We start from the raw sequence: 22586 nt of genomic DNA on the forward strand, positions 1-22586 counted from the left end.
CTTAGGATCAGGGGGTTTATTTTATATCAGGGAGGCCGTGATGATGCTGCTGAAAGCTGTACCTTATGATCAGCGCACGGACTATATTGATTTGCTTCTGTTAGCTGATGATAGTGAAGATGCTGTCCGTTCATACATTGATTATGGAGATCTATACGTTATACATATTGAAAACCAGATTGTCGGAGTGATGCTTTTGATCCCGCTGTCTGAAGATACAGTAGAGCTGAAAAACATTGCGCTGTCAGGAAATCAGAGAGGTAAAGGGATTGGAAAAGAGGCGATTGAAGCGGCAGTAAAATTATATAAAGATAATGGTTTTTGCACTATGAATGTCGGTACAGCGAATTCCAGTATTGAAAATCTCGCATTTTATCAAAAAGCGGGCTTTCGTATGTATACGATTATAAAAGACTACTTTGCAGATTATGATCCGCCGGTTTATGAGCACGGGATCCGGGCGCTTGATCTGGTTATGTTTGAAAGGGAACTTTAAAAGGAAAAACCGGCCGGGAATCATCCCGCAGCCGGTTTTACGAATCTTTCAGCGCTTCTTTTTTCTGCAGGCCACGTTTTCTGTTGCGCTTCATCGCCTTAGTGATATAGCCGCCTTTAAAGTTTCGCGGTTCATAAGAGACGATAAATGCATTCGGTTCATAGCCGCTGACAATATTAATAAACTCACGCTCGCGGTCACGCCGGGCTGTACAGTCAAGTCTGTAACGACGTGCTTCATTCATTCCTTCCACTTCAGAGGTGGATACGCTGAAGCCTTCATTCCGCAGGCTCTGAATCAATTCCTCATTTTTCTTCATGATATTGACTTCTATCGAGACAAATCCGATCGCAAGACGCTGTTCAAGAATTTGACCGAGATAAACCCCGATCCCGAATCCGAGTGCGTAGGCAACCATATTCAGATAGTTTGATAGATCACTGAATACGATGCCAAGGGCAATCACATATATAAAACCTTCTAAAATGCCAAGGGCAGAGGCTTTTCCTTTCATTCCTTTTACCATCATAATTGTACGAAGGGTCAGTACGGGAACAAAAATCAGCTGGGCAACAAAAATAATCAAAGCTTGTAGCAAACTTGACACCTTCCTTCCAAAACGTTCTGTTAAGTGTACCAAGCGTTCCTTCCATAGAGCAAGTGACACAATTATGACAGTGCACATTTTTGGAAGCGTTTTATTCTGAAATCCGGCTGCTTTCCTCTATACTGAATGTGAAATGGATAGGAGGAGGCAGAGATCATGAATGCATTTATGAAACGGGCAATTGAATTAGCAGCTGATAACGTACGGGAAGGCGGACATCCTTTTGGTGCAGTGATTATGAAGGATGATGAAATCGTCGCTGAGGGCGTGAATGAACTGCATCTTCATTTTGATGTGAGCGGACATGCAGAGATGCTTGCGATCAGGCGGCTTCAGGAAAAAATTCAGTCTCATGATTTATCCGGTTATACGATGTATGCGAGCGGAGAACCGTGTCCGATGTGCTATACAACAATGGCTTTTGCTGGCATGACTGATATTTACTACTGTGCTTCAGTAGAGGAAGCGGCTGAGGCAGGACTGGAGAAATCAGCGGACATCTATGCAGATCTTCAGAAGCCGCGTGAAGCGCGTTCCCTTCAAATGAAAAAGGTGGAGCTTGAAGCAGGTCTTGAAAATCCTATGAAATTGTACAAAGAATCTCAATGATTTGGCGTACCATTCCTTTTGAAAAGGGGTATAGATAAGTAGAACCTTTTTGAAAGGAGAGGCTGACGATGAAAGCCTTCATAAAAGACATTCTCTTTGGTATCGTGGTCTTCATTGTGGTCATGGTCATGGAGTTTCTGGTGACACTGCCGTTTGGCACACAGGATGTCTGGGCGCTTCCCGAAGAAGAGTATCGTCAGTATTTGAACCTTGAATTTCTATTAACGGCGATCCCGGCAGGACTGGTCACTTATTTATTTGCGAGATGGCAAAAGCCTGATCAGAAGGCTGGATGGAGAAAAGCATGGACCTGGACGCTGATTGCGTTTGTGATGTATTTTGCGATTGGAATTGGCAATGGCAATCTTGAGGATATTTTCGGTGTGCTGGGTATTTACGTGATGCTTGCTTTTATGTTTGCCGGCCCACTCATTTATGTGCTTTTTAATGATGATTGAGCCTTCAGTTAATGCTGGAGGCTTTTTTGTGTGATGGCGCGGCTGTTGAATGTGCAGGGTGGTAGCTGTGCGAGGCGATGAAGTGATTTATATCGATCACCTTTTTGATTTTATCTATCATCTTTTGAATTAATTAAATCATCAATCAGAGGAATTCAACTTTTTTCGTTTTGTACAGGGGATATCCATCAGCTTTTCATATTATTCTATCAGCAATCAGAATTATTCCATCACCTTTTTGCTTAATTCAACGTCCGCCACCACGCCCACACTACTCATTTAAATGAAACATTTTCCATCTTTCTCCGTATAAAAGACAAAGGGAGTGAAGGAATTGGAAAACAGAATTTACTTTTCAGATCAGTTCTTTTCAGCAGGAAGGACAGACATTTTTAACGGAGAGAAAGAAAAAATCGGCACACTTGATCATAAAAGCGCTTTTAGTTCAGGTATTAATATTGAAGATATTCTTGGTGAAACAGTAATCGAAGCGGGGTTTGGTTTCTTTTCTAATAAATGGACAATTAAAAGAGGAGAGGAAGAGCTCGGTTTTGTGAAAAATGCGCTATCTTTTTTCACGAAGAAGTATCGCTATTTTAAGAATGGTCAGGAGTATGAGGTTGAGTCTCCTGCAATGTCTAAAGAGTATACCATTTTTGACAGCTCAAGGGTGGCGGTAGCTTCCTTCCGCAAAGTCAGCGGCTTTTTTCAGACGGCTGCTTATGAGCTCACGAATCACTCAGAGCTGTTTGAAGCGGATGAACTGATTGCAGTCATTATGGGGGTAAATGCGATTGAAAAACGGAACAGGAACTCAAGTGCTGGAGGCGCTACTTAAAAAGCACCCTTCACATCACGAAGGGTGCCCGGTTTCAAACATTATTTCACCGCCGGCTTTCCAAACTTCCCGGCCTGAAAATCACGCATGGCATCGCGGATCTCATCCATGTTACTCATCACGAATGGGCCGTGCGCTACATAGTCCTCTTTAAGTGGAACACCTGAATACAGCAGCAGGCGCGCCCGTGTTTTCGCTCGGATTGTCAGCTCGCTATCTGCATCCGTTCCGTCCTCTTTATAGGTGAGTAAGCCGACATCTGTTTTTGCAAGCGGCACAGATGATTCGCCAGCCTCGATTTCTCCTGCAGTCACGTAGAAAAATCCATTATGATTCTCAGGGATCACATGCTTATATTCAGCGCCTTCCTTCAGGCGTATTTCAGTCATTGTGATTGGCACGAGGCTTTCCATCGGTCCCTTCACACCGGCAACCTCTCCGGAATAGACGCGCACACTGCCACCATTCACTTCAGCAACCGGTGCATCCTCTAGGTATACGTTTTGATAAGACGTAGTGGTTGTCCGAAGTTCTTGCGGCAGGTTCAGCCAGAGCTGAAACGTATGAATGAGGTCTTCATCCACTGCTTCCTCGCCGTGGCGTGCTGCCCAGCCGGCATTCATATATTGAACATCCCCTGCATCAAGCACAGAATGTCCTCCGTGATTATCTATATGCTCAAGGCGGCCATCGACTACATAGGTAATGGTCTGAAACCCTCTATGCGGGTGATCTGAAAAGGTCCCGCGCTTAAACCAGTCATCTGCCATCAGAATAAACGGATCAAATTCCTTCATGCGTTCAGGCGGCAGAATCCAGCCCTGCTGTACGTGAGGATATCCATTCTGATTATAAGAAACTCTCCAATGATCTTTTATATCTCTTTTAAAGCGATTTTCTTCAGTCATTTGAATCACTCCTTCATGTACTACTGAACCATATTTCCCCCTGTAAAACCAATCATTCAATAGGCTGAAGTTTTTTCGGGCTGGCCGAATATCCCATTATCCGTTCACCAATAATGAAAATACGGTTGAGAAAATCTGTTTGCAGAATATCTACTGGGGTAATTTTACAATAAGGTTGAAATAATAGAGGAGTGTTAGCATGAAGTCAGTAAATCGGAACCTTCTATCGGGCGTTCTGTTCGGTCTGGGTCTGATTGTATTTATGGATGAAGTCGTATTTCATCAGCTTTTACAATGGCACCATTTTTATGATAAGTCGACTACATTTGCCGGTATTGCTTCAGACGGGCTGTTAAATTCATTTGGCTTCTTTTCTGCTGTGTTTGGGTTATTTATGCTTGCAGATCTAGGGAAAAGACAGGTGCTTCACTGGAAAAGGTGGATCGGCGGTGCATTTCTCGGGGCAGGGGGCTTTCAATTATACGATGGTATTATCCATCACAAGCTGCTGCAGCTTCATCAGATCCGTTATCAGGTAGATATTCTGCCGTATGATATGGTCTGGAACATCAGTGCATTTCTTATGCTCCTGACAGGTGCCGTGATTGTGAGTAACGCCCGGCGGAAAAGTCAGGTGAGTTAAGATGAAACATCATGCAGCGGTTCCGGGTGAATGGTTTGAGCTTCTTGTCGTTGTATTGGGTGCTTTACTGATCTGCATCTATTATTTTCTTGAGCGAAACCGGATAGACTGGCTGTCTTACAGAATTCTTTTATGGGCAACGGGTGTGAGCTTTGCGGTGATCAGCCTTGCAGGACCAATAGCAGAACAGGCGCACGCTGACTTCAGTATGCACATGACCGTTCATTTACTACTCGGGATGCTATCCCCGTTATTTCTTGTGTTAGCAAAGCCTGCAGAACTGATCATCAAGACGCTGCCTGTAAAAGCTGCCCGAAAACTTACCGGATGGATGAAAAGCAGCCGTTATCTTCAGTTGATACATATGCCCGCAGTGGGTGCTATCCTTAATATAGGCGGGTTATTTCTACTGTACCGGACAGGGTTATTCAGTCTGATGCATGAATCCTTACCGGTTTATCTACTCGTTCACCTTCACGTATTTTTAGCAGGATATTTATTTACGCATCTGATTCTGGCAGTGGACTTTGTACCGAGGCGTTATTCATTTTTTCATCGTGCCACTGTGCTAGTTTTAACATTAGCAGCCCATAAGATCCTTTCGAAGGTGATATACGCTTCTCCGCCGGAAGGGATTGAAAAAGCGGCTGGAGAACAGGGAGCGATGCTGATGTATTATGGAGGGGATCTGATTGACCTGGCAATCATCATTCTCATCTGCTATGGATGGTATAGGAATCGTCAGAGGAAATATGCATTTTCAACAGGTTAGCATGTTATTGGCAGATTAACTTTGTATATCAGCCATTTAAAAAAACCAGCCTTCAATCACAATTTTGATTGAAGGCTGGTTTCACCATAAGTCTCTTTATATTCCAGGTCCCCAAACATCGCAGGTGGTCCATCAAAAATAACCTGCCCATCCTTCAATGCAATGACCCGGTCTGCGTACTTTTTGGCGAGCTCCAGATCATGTACATTGATCATTGTCAGCAGCCCCAGGTCGTCATGCATGTTCCGTAAAAGCGTAAAAATCTGATTGGCAGTTCCCGGGTCCAGTGAAGCAACGGGTTCATCACCAAGCAGGACGGCTGGCTGCTGGACAAGTGCCCGGGCGATCCCGACACGCTGCTTCTGTCCGCCAGACAGCTGCTCCACGCGGCGGTTTTCAAACCCATCGAGCCCAACACTTCTAATGGCATCATGAGCAGCGGACTTTTCCTCTTTTGTAAAAAGACCGATCAGATTTTTAAATGAAGAGCGGCTTCCGAACATGCCGGTTAACACGTTCTGCATCACTGACAAACGTGGAATCAGGTTAAAATGCTGAAAGATCATCCCGGTATGCTGACGGATCTTTCTGAGCTCAGCTTCACTCCGTTTTCTCAGAGACTGCCCATTGTAAATCACATCACCTTCAGTCGGTGTCTGCAGACCATTCAGACAGCGGATAAAGGTTGATTTGCCAGCGCCGCTTTTACCAAGTACACAGATAAATTCACCTTTTTTAAATGTCAGATCAATCGCCTGGAGTGCTTTTGTATGAGCATTTGGATAAGTCACGGAGACATTTTTACATTCAATCATCATACACACTCCTTAAATTACCCGGTTTCTAATATAGCTGGTAAGAAAATCAATGACGATGACCATGATCATGATAATCAGGACATCGAGTGCGACGGCGCTATATTGAAAAGTTTTGAAATCATTGAACAGGCGCTGACCAATTCCGCCGCCTCCGATGAATCCGAGGACAAGAGAGGTCCGGATTGCCACTTCAAACCGGTAGAAAAAGTGTGACAGCACATTCGGCCAGATCTGAGGCAGAATGCTGAACAGGTGAGCCGTCCAGCGCTTCGCACCTACTGCCCGCATTGCTTCCTGAGGACCAGGGTCAGCTGCTTCAATCAGTTCTGAAATCAGTTTCCCAAGCACGCCGACGTTATGAATCATAATCGCAATGACAGCAGGAAATGGTCCGAGTCCAAGCATGGTCAGTAAGATGAGACCAATGACGATCTCAGGCACCGAACGGATAAAGCTCAGGCTTGTTCTTAAAAAGTAAAAAAATCCTTTTGGTGCGGTGTTTTTAGCGGCCAGAAAGCTGACCGGCAGTGCAATCAGTAGTGCCAGGAAGCTGCCGAGAAACGCCATCGCAAGCGTTTCTCCTGCGTCCTCAAGCATAAGCGGCAGCTTTGAGGTATCCATTGGGAACCATTGGCCCAAAAACTCAATCATATTTCCAAAGTCACGGAACTTGGAAAGATCAAACTCAGTCACACGCATGCTGAGTAATACAAAAGCGGTCAAAATAGCGGCAAGAGCAATGTGTTTTTTCTTAAACCACAAAGTAACCAGCTCTATTCAGCATCTAAAATGCCCTGTTTTTCTGCAGCATCCAAAATGCTGTCATAATCCTCAGGTGCTGCCTCTGTAAAGCCTGATGCACCGAACGCATCCAGAATTTCAGGGTCCTCAATCGCTAAAAATGCTTCCTGCAGTGTATTGATCGTCTCTTCATCTGTACCTGCAGTAACAGCCCATGGATACTGGAAGAGGGGTTCTGACGTCCAGATCACTTTTAGCTGACTGTCATCAATTTTCCCGGATTCAATCAGCTGGTTGTAGATGGCACTGTCAATTGCGCCGGCGTCAACCTGACCGTTTTGAACAGCGAGTGCCGTTGCATCGTGAGAGCCGGTAAATCTGACTGTACTGAATTCGTAGCTGTCTTCTGATTCATAGACACCACGGTCCTGTAATTCAATTGACGGGATCAGTGAGCCTGATGTTGAGTTCGGGTCACCGAAAGCAAAATCTATCGCTGAAGGATCGCTCAAAAGGTCTTCAATAGACTCAAAAGGCTGATCCTGGTGCGTAATGATATAGGAATTGTAAAATGGTTCACCATTTACAAGCTGTGTAATGATAGCTTTTGCGTCGCTTCTTTCCTGGGCGATCACATATGTCAGCGGTCCAAGGTAAGCCATGTCAATCTGATCAAAGTTCATCGCTTCCACGACACCGTTGTAATCAGGGTACACGTCAATTTCAGTTTCTCTTCCAAGTGCGTCAGTAAGTACTTCCTGCAATTTATTCATTGCGCCTTCCATTTCGCCCTCAGTCTGGGCAGGGATGACGCCGATTGTAAATGCTTCATCACTTGAGCTTTGTTGGTCTGTGTCCTCGGTTTCTTCAGCATTGCCACATGCAGCAAGCGCTAGAGCAGTTGATAGTGCAGCCGCTGATAACATCATTTTTTTCATTGATAATTCCTCTTTTCTGTCTGATTTTGAACAATATATAAATTTTATGCTTATTTAGAGGAGGTGTAAAGGATTTGTGGGGGTGTGAAAGAGGTAGGTTCTTAGATTAGACGGTGATGTTCACAGAATAGAAGAAGGTGTTCTTAGAAAAGCGGGTGCGGTTCGGAGAAAAAACAGGGCCGTTCTTAGAAAAAACATCTCCCTTCGTAGAAAAGTGACATTAGAACCAAGCCAACTTCATCAAAAAACAGCCGGCCCGCGCCAGCTGTTTCTCATAAAAACCCTGCTGCCATACTTCCGCAAAGCAGGACTAAAAACAAACCAATTCCTGCTGCATCCGCCCGGCTGACAGTAATCTTCCGGTAAAAATCGCGTTTGCCCTCACCGGTAAAGCCGCGCGCTTCCATTGCAAAAGCGGTCCGCTCAGCCTTCCGAACAGCGCCTGCAAGCATGGGAATCAGCACGTGCCGCATCGCCAGCACCCTTTTAACAGGAGACTTCGGTACTTCAACGCCACGAAGCTTCTGTGCCTGTCGAATCTGAAAAAACTCGTCCTTTAAAACAGGGAGAAATTGATAGCCGACCAGGATGCTGTAGGCGATCTTAGGAGACAGCTTCAGCTGCTGCATCAGGCTCAGAATAAAATCCACAGGCTTTGTGGTAAAGACAAAAAGCAGTGACAGGCTTGAAAAGGCAAGTACACGAAAGCTTAATGACAATGCTGTGCCAAGCGTACTGTCTTCATTGCCAAAAACAAGTGTCGTCCAAAAATAGCCGACTGCGCCAAGCAGGAAAGGGAGCATCATCAGACTCCACGCTTTCCAGGACACTTTCGCAAAAAGCAATTGAATCAGCACGACTCCGCTGAAAAATACAAGTGGTGTCCACGGATTAAAAAAGAAAGCCATTGCAATCATTGAAACAGTGATCGCAATAAACTTAACCGAAGGATTCATGCGGTTGATCATGCACATCACCTCCATATGGCGGACATAAGCGATGCTGCTCAAGCAGCTGCTGATCCTGCCAGACTGCACGGGGATTAAATGGACCGCTCAGGCTTCCTTCATGCAGCAACAGCAGTGAATCTGCCACGCGGTCCGCAAAATTCATATCATGCGTCACAATTAAAAATGTGATGCCTTCATTTGCACGTGACACGATCAGGTTTTCAAGCTCACGTAAGGCTGCTTTATCCTGCCCGGCAGTCGGTTCATCCATCACAATCACAGGACGACCGTCACACAGCATAGCCCCGATTGCTGTCCGTCTTTTCTGACCATGACTGATCGCAAAAGGGTTGGACTCACTGACCACAGTAAGATATAACCGCTCAAGCATGTCTTCAACAGACTGCCCTCCGCCAAATGAAAGCTCTTCCCGGACTGACTTTGTTAAAAACAGAAATTCTGGTGACTGGGGCACATAGCCGATTCTTTTCGGCTGGACAGTCCCACCGGTCGATTTTAACCCGCACAATGCTTTTAACAGCGTCGATTTCCCGCTGCCATTAGGACCTGCAAGCACTGCGATTTCCCCTTTTTTCAGTGAAAAAGTGACCGGTGAAACAATTGGCTCGACAGCCAGTTTTTCAGCAGACAGAAGAATTTGATCTGACTGTACCGGCTTCCTTGCGACTGACGCTTCAACCTGTTTCGACGCAGTCATTTGCCACTCCCGGTCAAAGAAGTCACCCCATAAAGCGACTTGGTGATCAATCGCTATTACTGTCAGGTTTCCTGTGTCATGGAGGTCGCGCAGCCACTTAACAAATTCCCGGGCGGTCACCGGATCTAAATGAGTCAGAGGTTCATCAAGCAGAAGGACCTCAGGCTCCAGCACCCATGCACATGCGGTTGCGACACGCTGCTTCTGCCCGCCTGAAAGTGTCTGGATAACTGAATCTCTGAAGTCCTCAAGCCCGGTTTCCCGTAAGACCTCTTGGATCCGTCCGCTGATCTCAGATGCAGGCACCTTTACATTCTCAAGTGTAAAAGCGAGTTCTTCTTCAACTGTCTGCATGCAAAACTGGCTGTCAGGATCCTGAAAAACAGTTGCAATCCGGTGATTAATTTCCCCCGGCTCATAGTCAGCCGCTGCTTTCCCAAACAGCTCGATTTGACCGGTGACAATGCCATCGCAATTTTCAGGGTAAAGGCGGTTGAGCAGGTACAGAAGTGAAGACTTTCCGCACCCGCTCGGACCTGTAATCACCACACGCTCCCCCGCGCGAATATTGAAATCCACATTTTTAAAAACAGGCAGTTCGTCATCCGGAAAACGGAATGACACATCCTGCAAAGAGATGACGTTATGCATGTGCATCACGCTTTGTAATCGAATAACCTCTCAGTGATCCTGTCGCAAGCAGTGCGTCTACGAGATATTTCCCGCCAATCCCTGCAATGATCGAGCCACTCATCACACGAATCACAAACATCAGCAATACATACTCTGTACTTAACGCTGCAAATCCGCCGAGTAAGTAACCATACACAAAGCTGAATACAGCAGCCCCGGCGCCAGCCATCATATAGATCCCTAGGTTAAAATAGCGGTACCTTGTCGCTGCAAACACAGCTTCAGCACCGAGTCCCTGAATGACCCCTGCTAAAATCAGGCGCGGTCCGACTGCATTGCCAAGCATGACTTCAATCGCAGCGGCCATTGTCTCGGGAATTACTGCAGCACCAGGCTTTCTGATGATTGCCATGACAATAATAGACACGATAAACCAGATCCCGAAGATCCACTCATATGCAATCGGTCCGATCAGTGAGGCCCAGATGTTTCCGACATGTAAAAACAATAAGTAAATGATGCCGAAAACAACAGCAAACAACGCCATCAGCACGACTTCCTTCAGCTTCCAGCTCTTAAGCATGGTGATTACCCTTATGAGATGGACTGTTGATACTCATGGATACAGTCATCACTAAATGACGGTGTTCATCAGACCTTGCGTGGCCGAATGTCTCCTCGTAAAAATCAAATACCTCATGGATATCCCCGTGAATGCCGCTTGCATAATGCATCGAATCATTGAATACACCGCGCTCTTTCGCCCGGTCCACTTCCCTGTAAATCACACTCATATAATCAGGGTTATTCATCGGGTACAGGGCAAACTGTGAAGAGACATACTGCTTTGTATCGTCATGATTATGTACTTCAGGGTCAGCTTCCATATAGGAATCGCCTGCCGTATCACCCGGACAGCCTGCTGAAAAAGTTGCATTGACCGCTACATGTTCCCCGGTTTTAGCGGCATGAAGCGTAATTGCTTTGATCACATTGAACACATGCTGCTCCTGTCCGCGTATCACCGTTGATACATCATCTGTATGCTTCCAGACGCCTGTCAGATCAGTTGCCTCCAGTGCGCCTTTTATTACCGGAATAAAATCTCCAGTCATTGGGTGCAGTGAAAAACGGCACCCCACAATTTTGCTTGTTCCACATTCCATTTTGTATTCCTCCCAGAGCAGTTTTTGCACAAAAAAAGACCACATCCGCGTAAGATGTAGCCACTGCTCCTGATATAAAAAAGAGAAGTCACTACACTTCCTCACGCAGGTATTATCCTGATCGAGTCATAAGGGATCGGAGCTAATGCTCACATCTCAGCTAATTCGCACCCCTAGTGCAGATAACGGTATTTAATTTTCTGTGCACGACCACTATATCACCAGAGAATGGAATGTGCAACACTCGAAAAATCTAATTAGAACCATATTATACCTTTTTGTTAAAAACTTTATTAAATTGGCTCTGTTAAAGTTGGCTGTTGATTTCCGCTTCAGGGGGACGCTTTCCGCGGCCGGGCGGTGAGCCCGCAGGCTTCGCCATGGCCTCACGCGTCCCTTCCTGTCAGCCACCGCCTTACGCTACAACAATCAGCTGTGCAAAAAAGTAAGATGGATTTTAATAATGGGGACATTATTCCCTCGGTTCAAAAATCAGCACGCCAATTATCGCAATCACCAGACTGAACAATACGGAGTAAAACCAGTGACGTCCCTGAGTTGTGTGATTAAGGATGTTCATCAGGGCACTGATACAAAAGGTCACAAAAAACACGAAAAGGATCAGAATGATTGTCATCATGTTAATCGTCTCCTCTTAACTGTTTTTAAATATGTCAGTCCCGCCAGCTTCTTTCAGCTGACGAATGGTTTTTGGACCAACGCCGTGAAGGGAAAGAAGCTCTTTTTCCGTATACTTTTGTATGTCAGTCATTGTTTTAATACCTGCCTGAGCGAATGCACGCTGTGAGGGTTTACTTAAGCCGGAAGGTAAATCGCCTGTCACGTCTGCTCATCTCCTTTTTAAAAAAGCATGGTTGGCAGTTCTTCAAGCCGCTGGTCTGTGCTGCGTGTGATTTTCAGTGAATAGCCGGGTTTTGAATGTGCACTCCCGCGTACGGTCAGTGTTCTTTTGCGGTCAGCCATTTCAATCGTCAGCCACTTACGGCCGGCATCTGACGTTTTAATACACTCTGAAACCTCGCTTGCTGTCAGTAAAATGATTTCCGTGTTCTGAAGATCTTCTTCACCGCAGATAAAAGCAAACAGGTATTGGTTGTCATGCTGGCTGCGAAGCGTTTTTTCCATTTCTGTATCGTAAAAGGAGAAGGTCCAGATACGGGATTCTTTTTTAAAACGGGGGGTAAACGAGTATTTAGCATAAATGAAATAACTGTCGATTTCATTTTCAAGCGCATAAATTCTCCGGTCGTGACCGCCTTCTTTCATGACAGGTGAGAATCCGCGATTGACGAGATGAGACAGCAGCGCACCAAAGTAAAAATCGACTTTGGGAATACTCATATCATTGCTCCTCCTTTCAGGTAAGGGTAGTTACTCCTTATTATGAAGCACTTTCGGGTGGATTTACATTTTTAACACTTGAGCAGTCATAATTCTTGCATTCAATCTGGAATCATTAGATGCTATGGGTATGAAAATTGCACTAGAGGAGGTTCATGATAATGTCCATTAAAGAACTGAAAGGAATACATCACGTTACTGCGATTACAAGCAGTGCTGAGAAAAATTACGAGTTTTTCACCAATGTACTCGGGATGAGGCTGGTCAAAAAAACAGTGAACCAGGATGATATCCAGACGTATCACCTGTTTTTTGCTGATGATACAGGAAGTCCCGGGACAGATATGACATTCTTTGATTTTCCAGGCATTCCAAAAGGAAATCACGGGACAAATGAAATTTCAAAAACGTCATTCCGTGTACCAAGTGATGCCGCGATTGATTACTGGGAAAAGCGGTTTGATCGCCTGAATGTGAAGCATAAAGGTGTGCAGGAGCAGTTTGGTAAAAAGACCATCTCCTTTGTTGATTTTGATGATCAGCAGTATCAGCTGATTTCAGATGAAAATGATCAAGGTGTTGAAGCAGGGACGCCGTGGCAAAATGGGCCGGTGCCGCTTGAGTATGCGATCACTGGATTAGGACCGCTGTTTGTCCGCGTTGACCGCTTTGATTATTTTAAAGAAATGCTTGAAAAGGTGTTGCTGTTTAGAGAAACAGCTGCTGAACAATCATTTCACTTATTTGAAGTGGGTGAAGGTGGAAACGGTGCGAGTGTGATTGTTGAACATAACACCTTTTTACCGCAGGCACAGCAGGGGTTTGGCACAGTTCACCATGCCGCATTCAGGCTTGAAGATAGAGCCATGCTCGATGACTGGGATGAGCGGATGAAGAGCTTCGGTTTCCCGACATCCGGGTTTGTTGACCGTTTCTTCTTTAAGTCGCTGTACGCAAGGGTTGCGCCGCAGATTCTGTTCGAATTCGCAACAGATGGCCCGGGTTTCATGGGAGACGAGCCATATGAAACGCTTGGCGAGAAGCTTTCACTGCCACCGTTTTTAGAGCCGAAACGTGACGAGATCGAAAGCAAAGTAAGGCCGATTGATACGGTGAGAAGTACGAAAAAGTTTGAAAAAGAATAGTGAGTGTGAGCCGGATATCTGAGGGGATATCCGGCTTTTTTATGCAGGGTGAAGCGGGCGTGCGGCGGTCGGTGGAAACGACCACGGAGCAGCGGGATTACAACCAGTGGCAGGAGTGATTGCTACAGAACCCCGGGTGTATCGCTACAAGCTCAGCGGGGAAAGCTACAAACTCTGGCGGAAAAAGCTACAACCTGAGCTGAAATCACAACATTCAGCCGGCGCATACCGCCATCCCGTTGAAATGCCCTTGGGAAACAATCTTTTGTTTCTTAAAGGCATGAAGCGGGTGTGGTGAAGCAATTTTTTTGTGTGGATACGACCATAGAGAAGCGGGATTGGTACAAGCTGCGGGGGTGATTGCAACAAGATTCCGGGTGTATCGCTACAAGTTCAGCAGGGAAAGCTACACTGTAAACAGAAATAGCGACAATCAGCCGTCCCATCCCACACATAAATAAATAATAATTTAATTATTCAAAACATACAGGATTTACCTTCCGGGTGTCGAAATACTTAGGTGGTCGGGGTTTCCCGGTACAGCTTTAAAGGAGAGGATTAGATGAAAAAAACGCTTTCCCTGTTAATTGCTGTGTTCCTGCTTCTGTCACTGCCGTCTGCCGCTTTTGCCGGAGGATTTAAGACGCCTGGTAACTCACTTGTTCCAGGTACAATCAGTATTGGTGAAGCCCCTGCTTACATAGACCCTGCAAAGCCTGTTGTTGTATTTGTTCAGGGTCTGACGAATGATTCGACCGTTTGGTATAACGAAAATGATATGTACAGCCGTGCGCTTGCGGCGGGTTATGAAACAGCTTTTGTTGAGCTGAATGATTCCGGAGGCACGCCTAAAAGTTATTGGGATAATGGTGAGATGCTTGCAGGTCAGCTTGAAGAGATCTCTGCTCATTTTGGCGGAAAAAAGCTGGTGATCGTTGCGTTTAGTAAAGGGGGCGTTGATACTCAGGTTGCCCTGATTCATGAAGGGAAGTATCCGCTTGTCTCGAATGTCATTACGCTCAGCTCACCTCACTATGGAAGTGAGCTTGCCAACCTGGCGAATAGTACATCTCTTGGCTGGCTTGCGAGTCTGATTGGACAGAATAGTGAAGGTACTCAGAGTCTGCAGACTGGTACAATGAACTACTTCCGTTCGATCACTGATAACCGCTTTGAAGCATCACAAAACAGTTATTTTTCTCTTGCAGGTACACGCACCGGACCTTTGTTCAGTGCTTACTGGTTTGGGAGCGGTTTCATTTCAGGACCAAATGATGGGGTTGTATCAGTTGCAAGTGCTCAACTGCCCTACGGTAGGAGTCTGGCTGTCGGGAACTGGAATCACGGTGAGGTCAATAAGGGATATAATACCCTGTCGATCTTCCAGCCATATCTAACGACACAGCGGGCTGCTGCATTCTCTGATTTTAGCGCAATGGAAGCAAGGGAAGACGAAACCGGACCGCTGGATACTCTTATAAGAGGCGGGGCACAGGATGGTAAAGCGTCAGAGAGTTTCTATGTAGAGGATGAAGCAGAAAGCCTTGTGATTAACTGGATGAGTGCCACACCGCATAACACGGTGACGCTGAAATCTCCTAAAGGGCCGGCACGGGATTATGAGGTGACGGCTGATGAGGATGATACGATGTTTTTTGACGGAGCTTATCATCATACGATTGAAGTATCTGACCCTGAAGCCGGGAAGTGGATCGCAGAAACTGTAACGGAAGAGGAATCTGCTTATGCTTTAATGGTCACTTTCCAATCAACATTAAACGATCAGCTCGCGCTTGAGCCTGCTGGAAATAAGCGGAGCTGGGCTTTAGAAGCGAACCTTGGCTTAAGAAATAAAGCGCAGCGTCATGCAGAGATCGAGATGTTTAGTGAAATAGGGTTTATTCCGGGTAACGGTAAAGGAAATCAGCGCTCTGGTCAGCAGATGCGTACATTTAAGCAAAGCGGAAAATCTGTGACGATTCCTTCAGAAGAGGGTACCTACAATATGACGGTGGAAGTGGAAGGCACTACGCCATCCGGACAGAAGTTCCAGCGTACAGTGATAGAGTCTGTATTTGTCGATAAGGAAGGGTTCGCTTACTAAAAATGATACTCATGTTGTTTCTGCACAGCTGTTGATATCCGTCTGAAGCGGACACCAACAGCTGTTTTTTAATACCTGTAGGAAATGAAAATAATCAGACTGACAATGGCGTAATAAATCATGGAACAGGCAGGCAGCAGCATTTGCCATTCTTGAACAGGGAGCCCGCACAGTGCCGGACTCTGCAGTACTTCTCCAAGCATCAGACCCATTATACTTCCCATACTAATATGAATCGCTCCGGCGACCCCGGCTGAAGCATAGCCTGAAACCGCGCCACAGAGGTAGCCTGCTATTAGAAGTACGCCCCATAACCAATCCCCTTCAAACATCAGAACGAGTGGCAGCGTGATGGTCAATCCTGCTCCGCCTGTGATGAATGTTACCACAGTATTAGTGAAACGTTCTGTTAACGTAAATCTCTTTTTTAATAATAAAGCTGTATGAAAGATCAAAAGTGTAATGGCTGACAGGAAAATCGCTTCCGGCATAGCTTTCACTTCCTTTAAGATTTCACCACAGATGTTAAAGCGAGTGCGATCAGGCAGACATATATGATTTCAAGCATCACCGGAAGTATGGTTAATCCTCCTGCAGCAGCCCCGATCATCGGCCCCATCAACCCCATCATAAATCCGTTAGAGAGTCCGGTCAGTGCTGTCTGGCCGTCATAGAACAGTCCGGTTACTGCACCCGTCAGTCCTCCCGCAACAGCTGCAACCAGCGTCAAAAAGACAAAATAGAATGGGAAATAATCAATGATGACCATGCCTGTTATCAGGCCTGAAAAGCCGCCTGTCAGCATTGCGATATTCATACCCAGATGAAACCCCGTCTGATCACGCAGTTTGAAAAACTGTTTTAAGCAGTAAGCAGTGATGGCAATGTGCAGGAATAGGATCAGGGCCATACATATCCGCTCCTTTTACATAATCTTTTATTGTATGACGCCCGGTGTCTGTCCGTGCAAAACCCACTCCAAAACCCTCTGTACTGCATAGACTGATCATAAATTGTAAAGAAAGGAGGGTCATTGTGTATTCAGATTTTAATGTGGAAGCCTGGCTCCATTCAGCCCCTTCACACAACCCGGAAACCTATCCATCTCCAGCAGGTAAAGGAACATCAGAAGAGATCCTGCTCAAAAAACGCTACATTGAACTGGCAAATATCTTTCTTCAGTTAAAATACAACCCTGAGAAAGGCAAAGTCTTATTGCTTCAATCGTTTCTCGTTGAAAAAAGAAATCAGACCGTTGAAGTCATTTGCCGGGATCAGTCAGTTGTAAAAGGCAGAGTACAGGATATCGGGAGGGACTATCTGGTTCTGACAAGCTATTTCACAAAATACTGGGTTCCCTACAGTGCGGTTTCAGAGGTGAGGCTGCCTTATGGTGCACCTGAATTTACGAATACGCACCAATATGTTTTTTTCGATAATCATCTGAGGAAAAAGCTGTTAAGAAACTTCGGTGCAACGGTTTCAAGGCGTGCGAAACTAAAAGAAATGTTTTACCGCGAAACCTTGAAAACCAGTCTGCGCCGCTGGAGGAACAGCTGGCTGAAAGTAGACTTGATGGATGGACAGTTTTATTACGGCAAACTGATCAACTCAGATGAAGAGAAGCTGAGGTTATTAATTAAACGAAAAGAGCAGGACATTCCTTATGAAAAAATAAAAACCATTAAAAAATCCCGTTTCCGGTGATGATTTGCCGGGATGGACAGAAAGGAAGAAGGATATGGCTTTAACAGATGAGCAGCGGGCAGGAGAGCTTGGCATGCTGATTGGTGCATCGGTTTTTGTTGTGACAAGGTCTGATCAGCTTAATTTATTCGGTCAGACGTTCAGACCGATCTTTGTCGGGACGCTGCGCGAGGTAGGAGAAGGGCATCTTACGCTTGATCCGGTTACGGTCAAGATGGTAACGGCGCCATTTTTTCAATTTCCGGTACCGCTGAGTATTCCACTTGAAAATATTGCACATTTTACGCGGGGCTTTGCTGCAGATAAAGTATTTCCACTAACGTAAAAGAGGAGGATAAAAGTGGAAAATCAACAAAAGGGAATGACTTCAAACGACAGGCATGAAGAAGGGTTAATTCAATTTATTGCAGCGCATGCAGGTGCGAAAATGCTTGCGCTCACATCATCTTTTCCGTACTTTTTTATCGGCAGAATCATTCAGGTAGTGGATGACTATGTGGTTTTAGCAGTGGAAACAACGAATGTTGCGGAGCTTGAAAACCGCGAGTGGCACATTCATATTCATGATATTGAGGTGTTTTATGTTGAGCGGGACGGCTGGCCGCTGATCCCCCAGCTGAAAGAAACAGGTGGTGACGGGTGAGACGTTTCTTTCACATTGTCGCCATTCCGATCCGGATTGTACTCAATCAATTCGGTGATCATAATCCCAATGGCATGATGTATGTATTAAAAGAAAATGAAAAGAGAGTAAAGCGTCTTGTCAAAAAGAATCCTTTCACCCCGGTGGAGCTGGTTCAACCTTTAGTGATCAGGGCAAATGCCGGTGATGATATCGAGATTCTGTTTGAAAATAAGCTTCCTTTTCCAGCCGGTATCCATATGGAGGAAGCAGATTATGATGTGATGGATTCTGATGGAGCGGAAGTGGGATTCAATCATTCATCGCTCGTGAAAAAGGGGAAGAAAAAGACGTATCATTTCCGGGTGAACCGCCCTGGCACTTATCCATTTTCAGACCTCGGCAACCCTTCAAGTACAGAGAAAGGGTCAAATGGGAACGGTTTATTTGGTGCTCTTTTTGTTCAGAAAAGGGGATCCTGGTGGACACATCCTGAGACAGGCGGCCCGGTTACGAGCGGACCATTTGCAGATATTCATCACCCTTTTTTACCTTCATTCCGTGAATATGCATGGCTCTTTCATGATGAGATGGAGACTGATGATTTAACAGGCAATCAGCCGATTAACCCGATGACGAATGAGCAGAGTGAGTCCACGCATGCGGTGAATTACCGCTATGAACCGCTTGGGAATCGCAAGAAACTGGTGGATGAAGGTGTTGTATGTCCGGAATGTGACGGGGAAGAGGTGCATCATGATTCCTGGGTATTCGGGGATCCAGCGACACCGATTTTAAGAGGTTATAAAGGGGATCCTGCAGTCATTCGCCTGGTGCATAGCGGCATTAAGGAGACACACGTATTTCACTACCACGTTCACCAGTGGCTGAAAGACCCGTCTAATGCAGATTCCGAGATTATTGATGCGCAGAGTATCAGCCCTCAATCCTGGTATGACATCGAACCGCTTTATGGACTTGGCAGCCTGCAGGGGGCGATCGGAGACGCGATCATTCACTGTCATCTGTATCCTCATTTTGAAGCGGGGATGTGGGGGATGAACCGGATATTCGATACACTTCAGGATGGAACACAGCGTTATCCGGACGGAACACAGATTAACGCGCTCCAGCCGCTCCCTGACCGGCCAAAGCCCCCGAGACCGACAAAGGATAAACCGGGATTTCCGAATTTCATTCCAGGGAAACCGGGCTTTAAAGCACCGCGTCCACCGCTTGGTATTGAAGGTGGAAGAGGGCTGACAGACCTGGAAAGACAGGCAGCAATACCTGATCCGAGACCTGGTGCTGTTTTTGCAGATCCATGCGGATTTAATCCTGATGCACCAGTGATTGAATACCGTGTTTCAGCCATTGAACTGCCGATTATTTATAACCGTCAGGGCTGGCATGATCCAAAGGGCCGGATCTTTGTGCTGGATGATGACCTTGAGGCTGTACTGAATGGTGAAAAAGAGCCGGAACCGCTTGTCATTCATACACCGGCAGGCACCTGCGTCAGAATTCATTTTACAAATCGTCTGCCGGAGATTGCAGGCGGAGATGTGTTTCAGCTCTTTACGCGCACCTATGAAACAGGGTTTCATATTCATTTTATGAAGTTCGATGTCCTTGTTAATGACGGGGCAAACGTAGGGTGGAACTATGATTCAAGTGTGCTGCAGGGCCAGACGATCACCTATGAATATTATGCTGACGTCGAACTGAAAGCCTGGTTTTATCATGATCACCTGTTTGCTACGCACCACCAGCAGCACGGTGTTTTTGGTTCGGGTGTCATCCATCCGCGCTTTACAAAATTCCTGGATTCAAAAACAGGCGATCCGGTGATTAATGCAACGGAAATAACAGCGGTGCATCCGCTGATACCTGACTACCGGGACCTTTCGTTATTTGTACAGGACTTTGCCCTTTTATATGAGCGTGACGGCACGCCAATTCAGCCTCCTGATTATCCGGGCTCACAGGATGACCCCGGTGTATTTGGTGTCAATTATAAATGTGAACCGCTCCAGTTCCGTCTGCAAGGACCGGGTGACCCGGCTTACTCTTTCAGCTCCCATGTTAATGGAGATCCCATCACGCCGGTATTTAATTGTTATAAAGGAGATCCACTCAGAGTCAGGCTGATTCAGGGTGCGCAGGAGGAATCGCACAGTTTTCATATTCACGGGATGCGCTGGAAAGCAGAGCGGCCTGATGTCGAGACAAGATTTGAGTCGCAAAAGCATATTGGCATCTCAGAGTCCTTCACGCTGGAAACTTTCGCTCCGCATTCAGGAGATTACTTGTGGACCTTTGCAACAGAAGAAGATCTGTGGAATGGATTATGGGGACTCATTCGTGCATTTGAAGAGCCAGTGGAGGGATTAATTCCGTTGCCTGATCAGAGGCCGTTTAAGTCTGACCCGTTTTTGACAACTGCCACAGATGGAATTCCTCCTGGAAAACCATCAGAGATCGAAAGCCCGGCACCTGCAGAAGCACCGCTGAGACGATTTGATATTACCGCTTTCCATCTCCCGTTATCCTACAGTAAACACGGTGAGCACGATCCTTATGGCATTATTTTCGCACACACTGAAGATAAAGAAGCCATTTTAGCAGGTCAGAAATCACCGGAGCCGCTTATTCTGCGTGTTAATGCGGGGGAAGAGGTAGAGATCCGGTTAACAAACGCTTTAACGCCTGGCCGTTTCCCGTATCCGGATGGCATATGGGCTTACCCTGAAGTAAAGGAGCAGGCATTTTACCCGCCGTCATTACGCATTTCGCTGCACCCGCAACTTGTTCTGGCGGATGTGAAAACATCATCCGGTGAGACAGCAGGCTTTAACTTTGATCAGTCGGCAGGACCTGGTGAATCCATCACCTATCGCTGGTATATAGACCATGCATTTGGCGCAAGCGGGCTGTGGGATATGACTGATATCAGGAATCACCGGTCACTTGGCTCATTTGGCATGTTAATTGCAGAGCCAAGAGGGTCAGAGGTGCTTGATCCGACAGAACTGACAGAGGATAGAAAAGCTTCTGCCGTGGTCCTCAAACATCCGTTTTTACCAGAGACAAGAGAGTTTGTACTCATCATGCATGACGGTGTGAGACTTAAAGATAAAAATGGAAACCTGATCATTGACCCGGCTGACGGCATTCTTGGTGAGACTGAGGAAGAAGATTTGTTTGATACGTATGATCAGGGTTCAAGAGGGTTCAATTACCGGACAGAAAGGTTGATCAGAAGGCTCGAAAAACACGATAACCCTGGGTGGCTATTCAGCTCAAAAGCACATGGTGACCCATCAACGCCTGTATTTGAAGCCTACCCTGGAGATCCGGTTACAATCCGGCTTGTCAACCCTTCAGAACGCAGGCGTGCACACACTTTCAGGCTCCATGGCCACTACTGGAACACGGATGCAATGGATTTGACTTCCCAGGTAAAATCATTCGACGGTCCGGTCATTACAGGTCACACAGCAGATTTGAAGCTTCATTATGGAGCAGGCGGATGGTCCGGATTATCAGGTGATTATATGTACCGTTCAGGTAATATCCGCTGGGATATCGAGCTTGGTATGTGGGGGATGTTAAGGGTTTATAAGCGGATGCAGCATCATTTACCGCCGCTTAATCAGAAAAAAGATGACGTAACATGAAGGTGTTCAGCACAGGAGTGTTCTTTTTATTGCTGGCAGGTGCAGCATGGGGTGTATGGTACTTGCAGACATCACTTCCTGTCCTTAAATCAATTGAGCCATTTCAGATGGCATCAGTTATAGATGAGGAAAGTTATACCTCTGAAAATGACCGTATCAAAGTTGTCGCATTTTTTTATACTGCCTGTCCGGATGTTTGCCCGTTTACAATGAGTGACTTGAAAGAAGTAGATAGCGAGCTGCGAGGGGAAGGCGTATTTGAAGAGCAGGTGGAATTTGTGGCCATTACCCTGGATCCTGAAGCGGATACAGAGGAGCGGATTATGAACTATGCAAAGTCCTTTGATGCCCTCACAGATCACTGGCACTGGTTAAGAGGGACGGAAAAGGAGACCGCAGAAGTAACTGAACAGTTTCGCATGCAGCGCGTGAAGCTTGACGGTCAGATTGTTCACAGTACAACGCTTTATTTAGTGGATGCTGAACATCAGATTCGCGGCACTTATCAGATGGCTACTGCACGGGACCGGCTGAACATGGAAGAACTGGTTCGTGATGTTTTGAGGCTGGCTGGAGAGTGACTAGAGAGCGTTTTGCGGGACAGTGGCCGCCCAAGCGGTTGTCGCTGTTCCTGCCCAGCTTGTAGCGATACGCCGGAGAGGTTGTCGCTG

At 46.2% G+C, this 22586-nt stretch carries 28 protein-coding genes and 1 riboswitch; of the genes, 14 read left to right on the forward strand and 14 right to left on the reverse strand.

Translation table 11 applies throughout. From position 1 onward, the window contains the following. Positions 1-40: 40 nt before the first annotated feature. Positions 41-496: a GNAT family N-acetyltransferase gene (locus UFB30_RS01135; RefSeq protein ID WP_322419830.1), complete on the forward strand. Its 456-nt coding sequence runs from the start codon at positions 41-43 to the stop codon at positions 494-496. A 37-nt stretch (positions 497-533) separates the two neighbouring features. Here the strand turns inward: UFB30_RS01135 and UFB30_RS01140 are convergent, their stop codons facing one another. Continuing rightward, positions 534-1094, reverse strand: coding sequence for a DUF2179 domain-containing protein (locus UFB30_RS01140; RefSeq protein WP_322419831.1), 561 nt, complete (start codon positions 1092-1094; stop codon positions 534-536). Positions 1095-1259: 165 nt separating this feature from the next. On the opposite strand from UFB30_RS01140, the gene UFB30_RS01145 reads away from it, so the two are divergent. From UFB30_RS01145 to UFB30_RS01155, 3 genes are all read left to right on the forward strand, one after another. Continuing rightward, on the forward strand, positions 1260-1712 hold the full coding sequence (locus UFB30_RS01145; protein ID WP_322419832.1) for a nucleoside deaminase: 453 nt from the start codon (positions 1260-1262) through the stop codon (positions 1710-1712). Between the two features lie 68 nt (positions 1713-1780). After that, positions 1781-2170: a hypothetical protein gene (locus UFB30_RS01150; protein WP_322419833.1), complete on the forward strand. Its 390-nt coding sequence runs from the start codon at positions 1781-1783 to the stop codon at positions 2168-2170. A 334-nt stretch (positions 2171-2504) separates the two neighbouring features. Continuing rightward, the gene (locus UFB30_RS01155; protein ID WP_322419834.1) at positions 2505-3008 is read left to right on the forward strand and encodes an LURP-one-related/scramblase family protein; all 504 of its coding nucleotides are present in this window, start codon (positions 2505-2507) and stop codon (positions 3006-3008) included. 41 nt (positions 3009-3049) lie between these two features. On the opposite strand, the gene UFB30_RS01160 is transcribed toward UFB30_RS01155, so the two are convergent. After that, positions 3050-3916 carry a pirin family protein gene (locus UFB30_RS01160; protein ID WP_322419835.1) on the reverse strand — a complete coding sequence of 289 codons (867 nt, stop codon included), beginning with the start codon at positions 3914-3916 and terminating at the stop codon, positions 3050-3052. A gap of 199 nt (positions 3917-4115) precedes the next feature. Here UFB30_RS01160 and UFB30_RS01165 point away from each other — a divergent pair, with 199 nt between their 5' ends. Both UFB30_RS01165 and UFB30_RS01170 read left to right on the forward strand, forming a co-directional pair. After that, positions 4116-4559 (forward strand): DUF2243 domain-containing protein, encoded by a 444-nt coding sequence (locus UFB30_RS01165; protein ID WP_322419836.1) that lies wholly within the window; start codon positions 4116-4118, stop codon positions 4557-4559. Position 4560: 1 nt separating this feature from the next. After that, positions 4561-5331: a cytochrome c oxidase assembly protein gene (locus UFB30_RS01170; RefSeq protein WP_322419837.1), complete on the forward strand. Its 771-nt coding sequence runs from the start codon at positions 4561-4563 to the stop codon at positions 5329-5331. A gap of 56 nt (positions 5332-5387) precedes the next feature. On the opposite strand, the gene phnC is transcribed toward UFB30_RS01170, so the two are convergent. The 10 genes from phnC to UFB30_RS01220 all read right to left on the reverse strand — a co-directional run bounded on the left by phnC (position 5388) and on the right by UFB30_RS01220 (position 12657). After that, entirely contained in the window at positions 5388-6146 is a 759-nt protein-coding gene (gene phnC, locus UFB30_RS01175) for a phosphonate ABC transporter ATP-binding protein (protein WP_322419838.1), read from the reverse strand. Between the two features lie 12 nt (positions 6147-6158). After that, the gene (phnE, locus tag UFB30_RS01180) at positions 6159-6911 is read right to left on the reverse strand and encodes a phosphonate ABC transporter, permease protein PhnE (protein WP_322419839.1); all 753 of its coding nucleotides are present in this window, start codon (positions 6909-6911) and stop codon (positions 6159-6161) included. Positions 6912-6922: 11 nt separating this feature from the next. Then, complete coding sequence (phnD, locus tag UFB30_RS01185) at positions 6923-7828, reverse strand: phosphate/phosphite/phosphonate ABC transporter substrate-binding protein (protein ID WP_322419840.1); 906 nt, start codon at positions 7826-7828, stop codon at positions 6923-6925. A gap of 272 nt (positions 7829-8100) precedes the next feature. Beyond that, the gene (locus UFB30_RS01190) at positions 8101-8796 is read right to left on the reverse strand and encodes an energy-coupling factor transporter transmembrane component T family protein (protein WP_322419841.1); all 696 of its coding nucleotides are present in this window, start codon (positions 8794-8796) and stop codon (positions 8101-8103) included. Further along, positions 8768-10147: an ABC transporter ATP-binding protein gene (locus tag UFB30_RS01195; protein WP_322419842.1), complete on the reverse strand. Its 1380-nt coding sequence runs from the start codon at positions 10145-10147 to the stop codon at positions 8768-8770. The genes UFB30_RS01190 and UFB30_RS01195 overlap by 29 nt, the downstream gene beginning before the upstream one ends. Next, complete coding sequence (locus UFB30_RS01200; RefSeq protein ID WP_322419843.1) at positions 10140-10712, reverse strand: ECF transporter S component; 573 nt, start codon at positions 10710-10712, stop codon at positions 10140-10142. Before UFB30_RS01200 ends, UFB30_RS01195 begins: the two co-directional genes overlap by 8 nt. After that, on the reverse strand, positions 10705-11295 hold the full coding sequence (locus UFB30_RS01205; protein WP_322419844.1) for a YkoF family thiamine/hydroxymethylpyrimidine-binding protein: 591 nt from the start codon (positions 11293-11295) through the stop codon (positions 10705-10707). Before UFB30_RS01205 ends, UFB30_RS01200 begins: the two co-directional genes overlap by 8 nt. An 81-nt stretch (positions 11296-11376) precedes the next feature. Continuing rightward, a riboswitch (TPP riboswitch) is annotated at positions 11377-11480 on the reverse strand. 287 nt (positions 11481-11767) lie between these two features. Continuing rightward, a complete protein-coding gene (locus UFB30_RS01210) occupies positions 11768-11935 on the reverse strand; it encodes a hypothetical protein (RefSeq protein WP_322419845.1) in 168 nt (55 codons plus the stop codon). Positions 11936-11950: 15 nt separating this feature from the next. Beyond that, positions 11951-12139: a helix-hairpin-helix domain-containing protein gene (locus UFB30_RS01215; RefSeq protein WP_322419846.1), complete on the reverse strand. Its 189-nt coding sequence runs from the start codon at positions 12137-12139 to the stop codon at positions 11951-11953. 17 nt (positions 12140-12156) lie between these two features. After that, positions 12157-12657, reverse strand: coding sequence for a hypothetical protein (locus UFB30_RS01220; protein ID WP_322419847.1), 501 nt, complete (start codon positions 12655-12657; stop codon positions 12157-12159). A gap of 167 nt (positions 12658-12824) precedes the next feature. On the opposite strand from UFB30_RS01220, the gene UFB30_RS01225 reads away from it, so the two are divergent. The 3 genes from UFB30_RS01225 to UFB30_RS01235 all read left to right on the forward strand — a co-directional run bounded on the left by UFB30_RS01225 (position 12825) and on the right by UFB30_RS01235 (position 15906). Continuing rightward, on the forward strand, positions 12825-13802 hold the full coding sequence (locus tag UFB30_RS01225; protein ID WP_322420533.1) for a ring-cleaving dioxygenase: 978 nt from the start codon (positions 12825-12827) through the stop codon (positions 13800-13802). Positions 13803-13908: 106 nt separating this feature from the next. After that, positions 13909-14100, forward strand: coding sequence for a hypothetical protein (locus UFB30_RS01230; protein ID WP_322419848.1), 192 nt, complete (start codon positions 13909-13911; stop codon positions 14098-14100). A 264-nt stretch (positions 14101-14364) separates the two neighbouring features. After that, positions 14365-15906 (forward strand): esterase/lipase family protein, encoded by a 1542-nt coding sequence (locus tag UFB30_RS01235; RefSeq protein ID WP_322419849.1) that lies wholly within the window; start codon positions 14365-14367, stop codon positions 15904-15906. Positions 15907-15974: 68 nt separating this feature from the next. On the opposite strand, the gene UFB30_RS01240 is transcribed toward UFB30_RS01235, so the two are convergent. Both UFB30_RS01240 and UFB30_RS01245 read right to left on the reverse strand, forming a co-directional pair. Then, positions 15975-16397: a hypothetical protein gene (locus UFB30_RS01240; RefSeq protein WP_322419850.1), complete on the reverse strand. Its 423-nt coding sequence runs from the start codon at positions 16395-16397 to the stop codon at positions 15975-15977. A 14-nt stretch (positions 16398-16411) separates the two neighbouring features. Next, a complete protein-coding gene (locus tag UFB30_RS01245) occupies positions 16412-16816 on the reverse strand; it encodes a hypothetical protein (protein WP_322419851.1) in 405 nt (134 codons plus the stop codon). A gap of 125 nt (positions 16817-16941) precedes the next feature. On the opposite strand from UFB30_RS01245, the gene UFB30_RS01250 reads away from it, so the two are divergent. From UFB30_RS01250 to UFB30_RS01270, 5 genes are read left to right on the forward strand one after another with little or no spacing between them, the layout of a single operon-like run. Continuing rightward, positions 16942-17613: a hypothetical protein gene (locus UFB30_RS01250; RefSeq protein WP_322419852.1), complete on the forward strand. Its 672-nt coding sequence runs from the start codon at positions 16942-16944 to the stop codon at positions 17611-17613. Positions 17614-17647: 34 nt separating this feature from the next. After that, entirely contained in the window at positions 17648-17938 is a 291-nt protein-coding gene (locus UFB30_RS01255) for a hypothetical protein (protein WP_322419853.1), read from the forward strand. A gap of 15 nt (positions 17939-17953) precedes the next feature. Further along, a complete protein-coding gene (locus UFB30_RS01260; RefSeq protein ID WP_322419854.1) occupies positions 17954-18256 on the forward strand; it encodes a hypothetical protein in 303 nt (100 codons plus the stop codon). Then, positions 18253-21915 carry a multicopper oxidase domain-containing protein gene (locus UFB30_RS01265; RefSeq protein WP_322419855.1) on the forward strand — a complete coding sequence of 1221 codons (3663 nt, stop codon included), beginning with the start codon at positions 18253-18255 and terminating at the stop codon, positions 21913-21915. Before UFB30_RS01260 ends, UFB30_RS01265 begins: the two co-directional genes overlap by 4 nt. Beyond that, on the forward strand, positions 21912-22496 hold the full coding sequence (locus UFB30_RS01270; RefSeq protein WP_322419856.1) for an SCO family protein: 585 nt from the start codon (positions 21912-21914) through the stop codon (positions 22494-22496). The genes UFB30_RS01265 and UFB30_RS01270 overlap by 4 nt, the downstream gene beginning before the upstream one ends. Positions 22497-22586: the final 90 nt, after the last annotated feature.

Source organism: Jeotgalibacillus haloalkalitolerans, from assembly GCF_034427455.1.
GTDB lineage: Bacteria > Bacillota > Bacilli > Bacillales > Jeotgalibacillaceae > Jeotgalibacillus > Jeotgalibacillus haloalkalitolerans.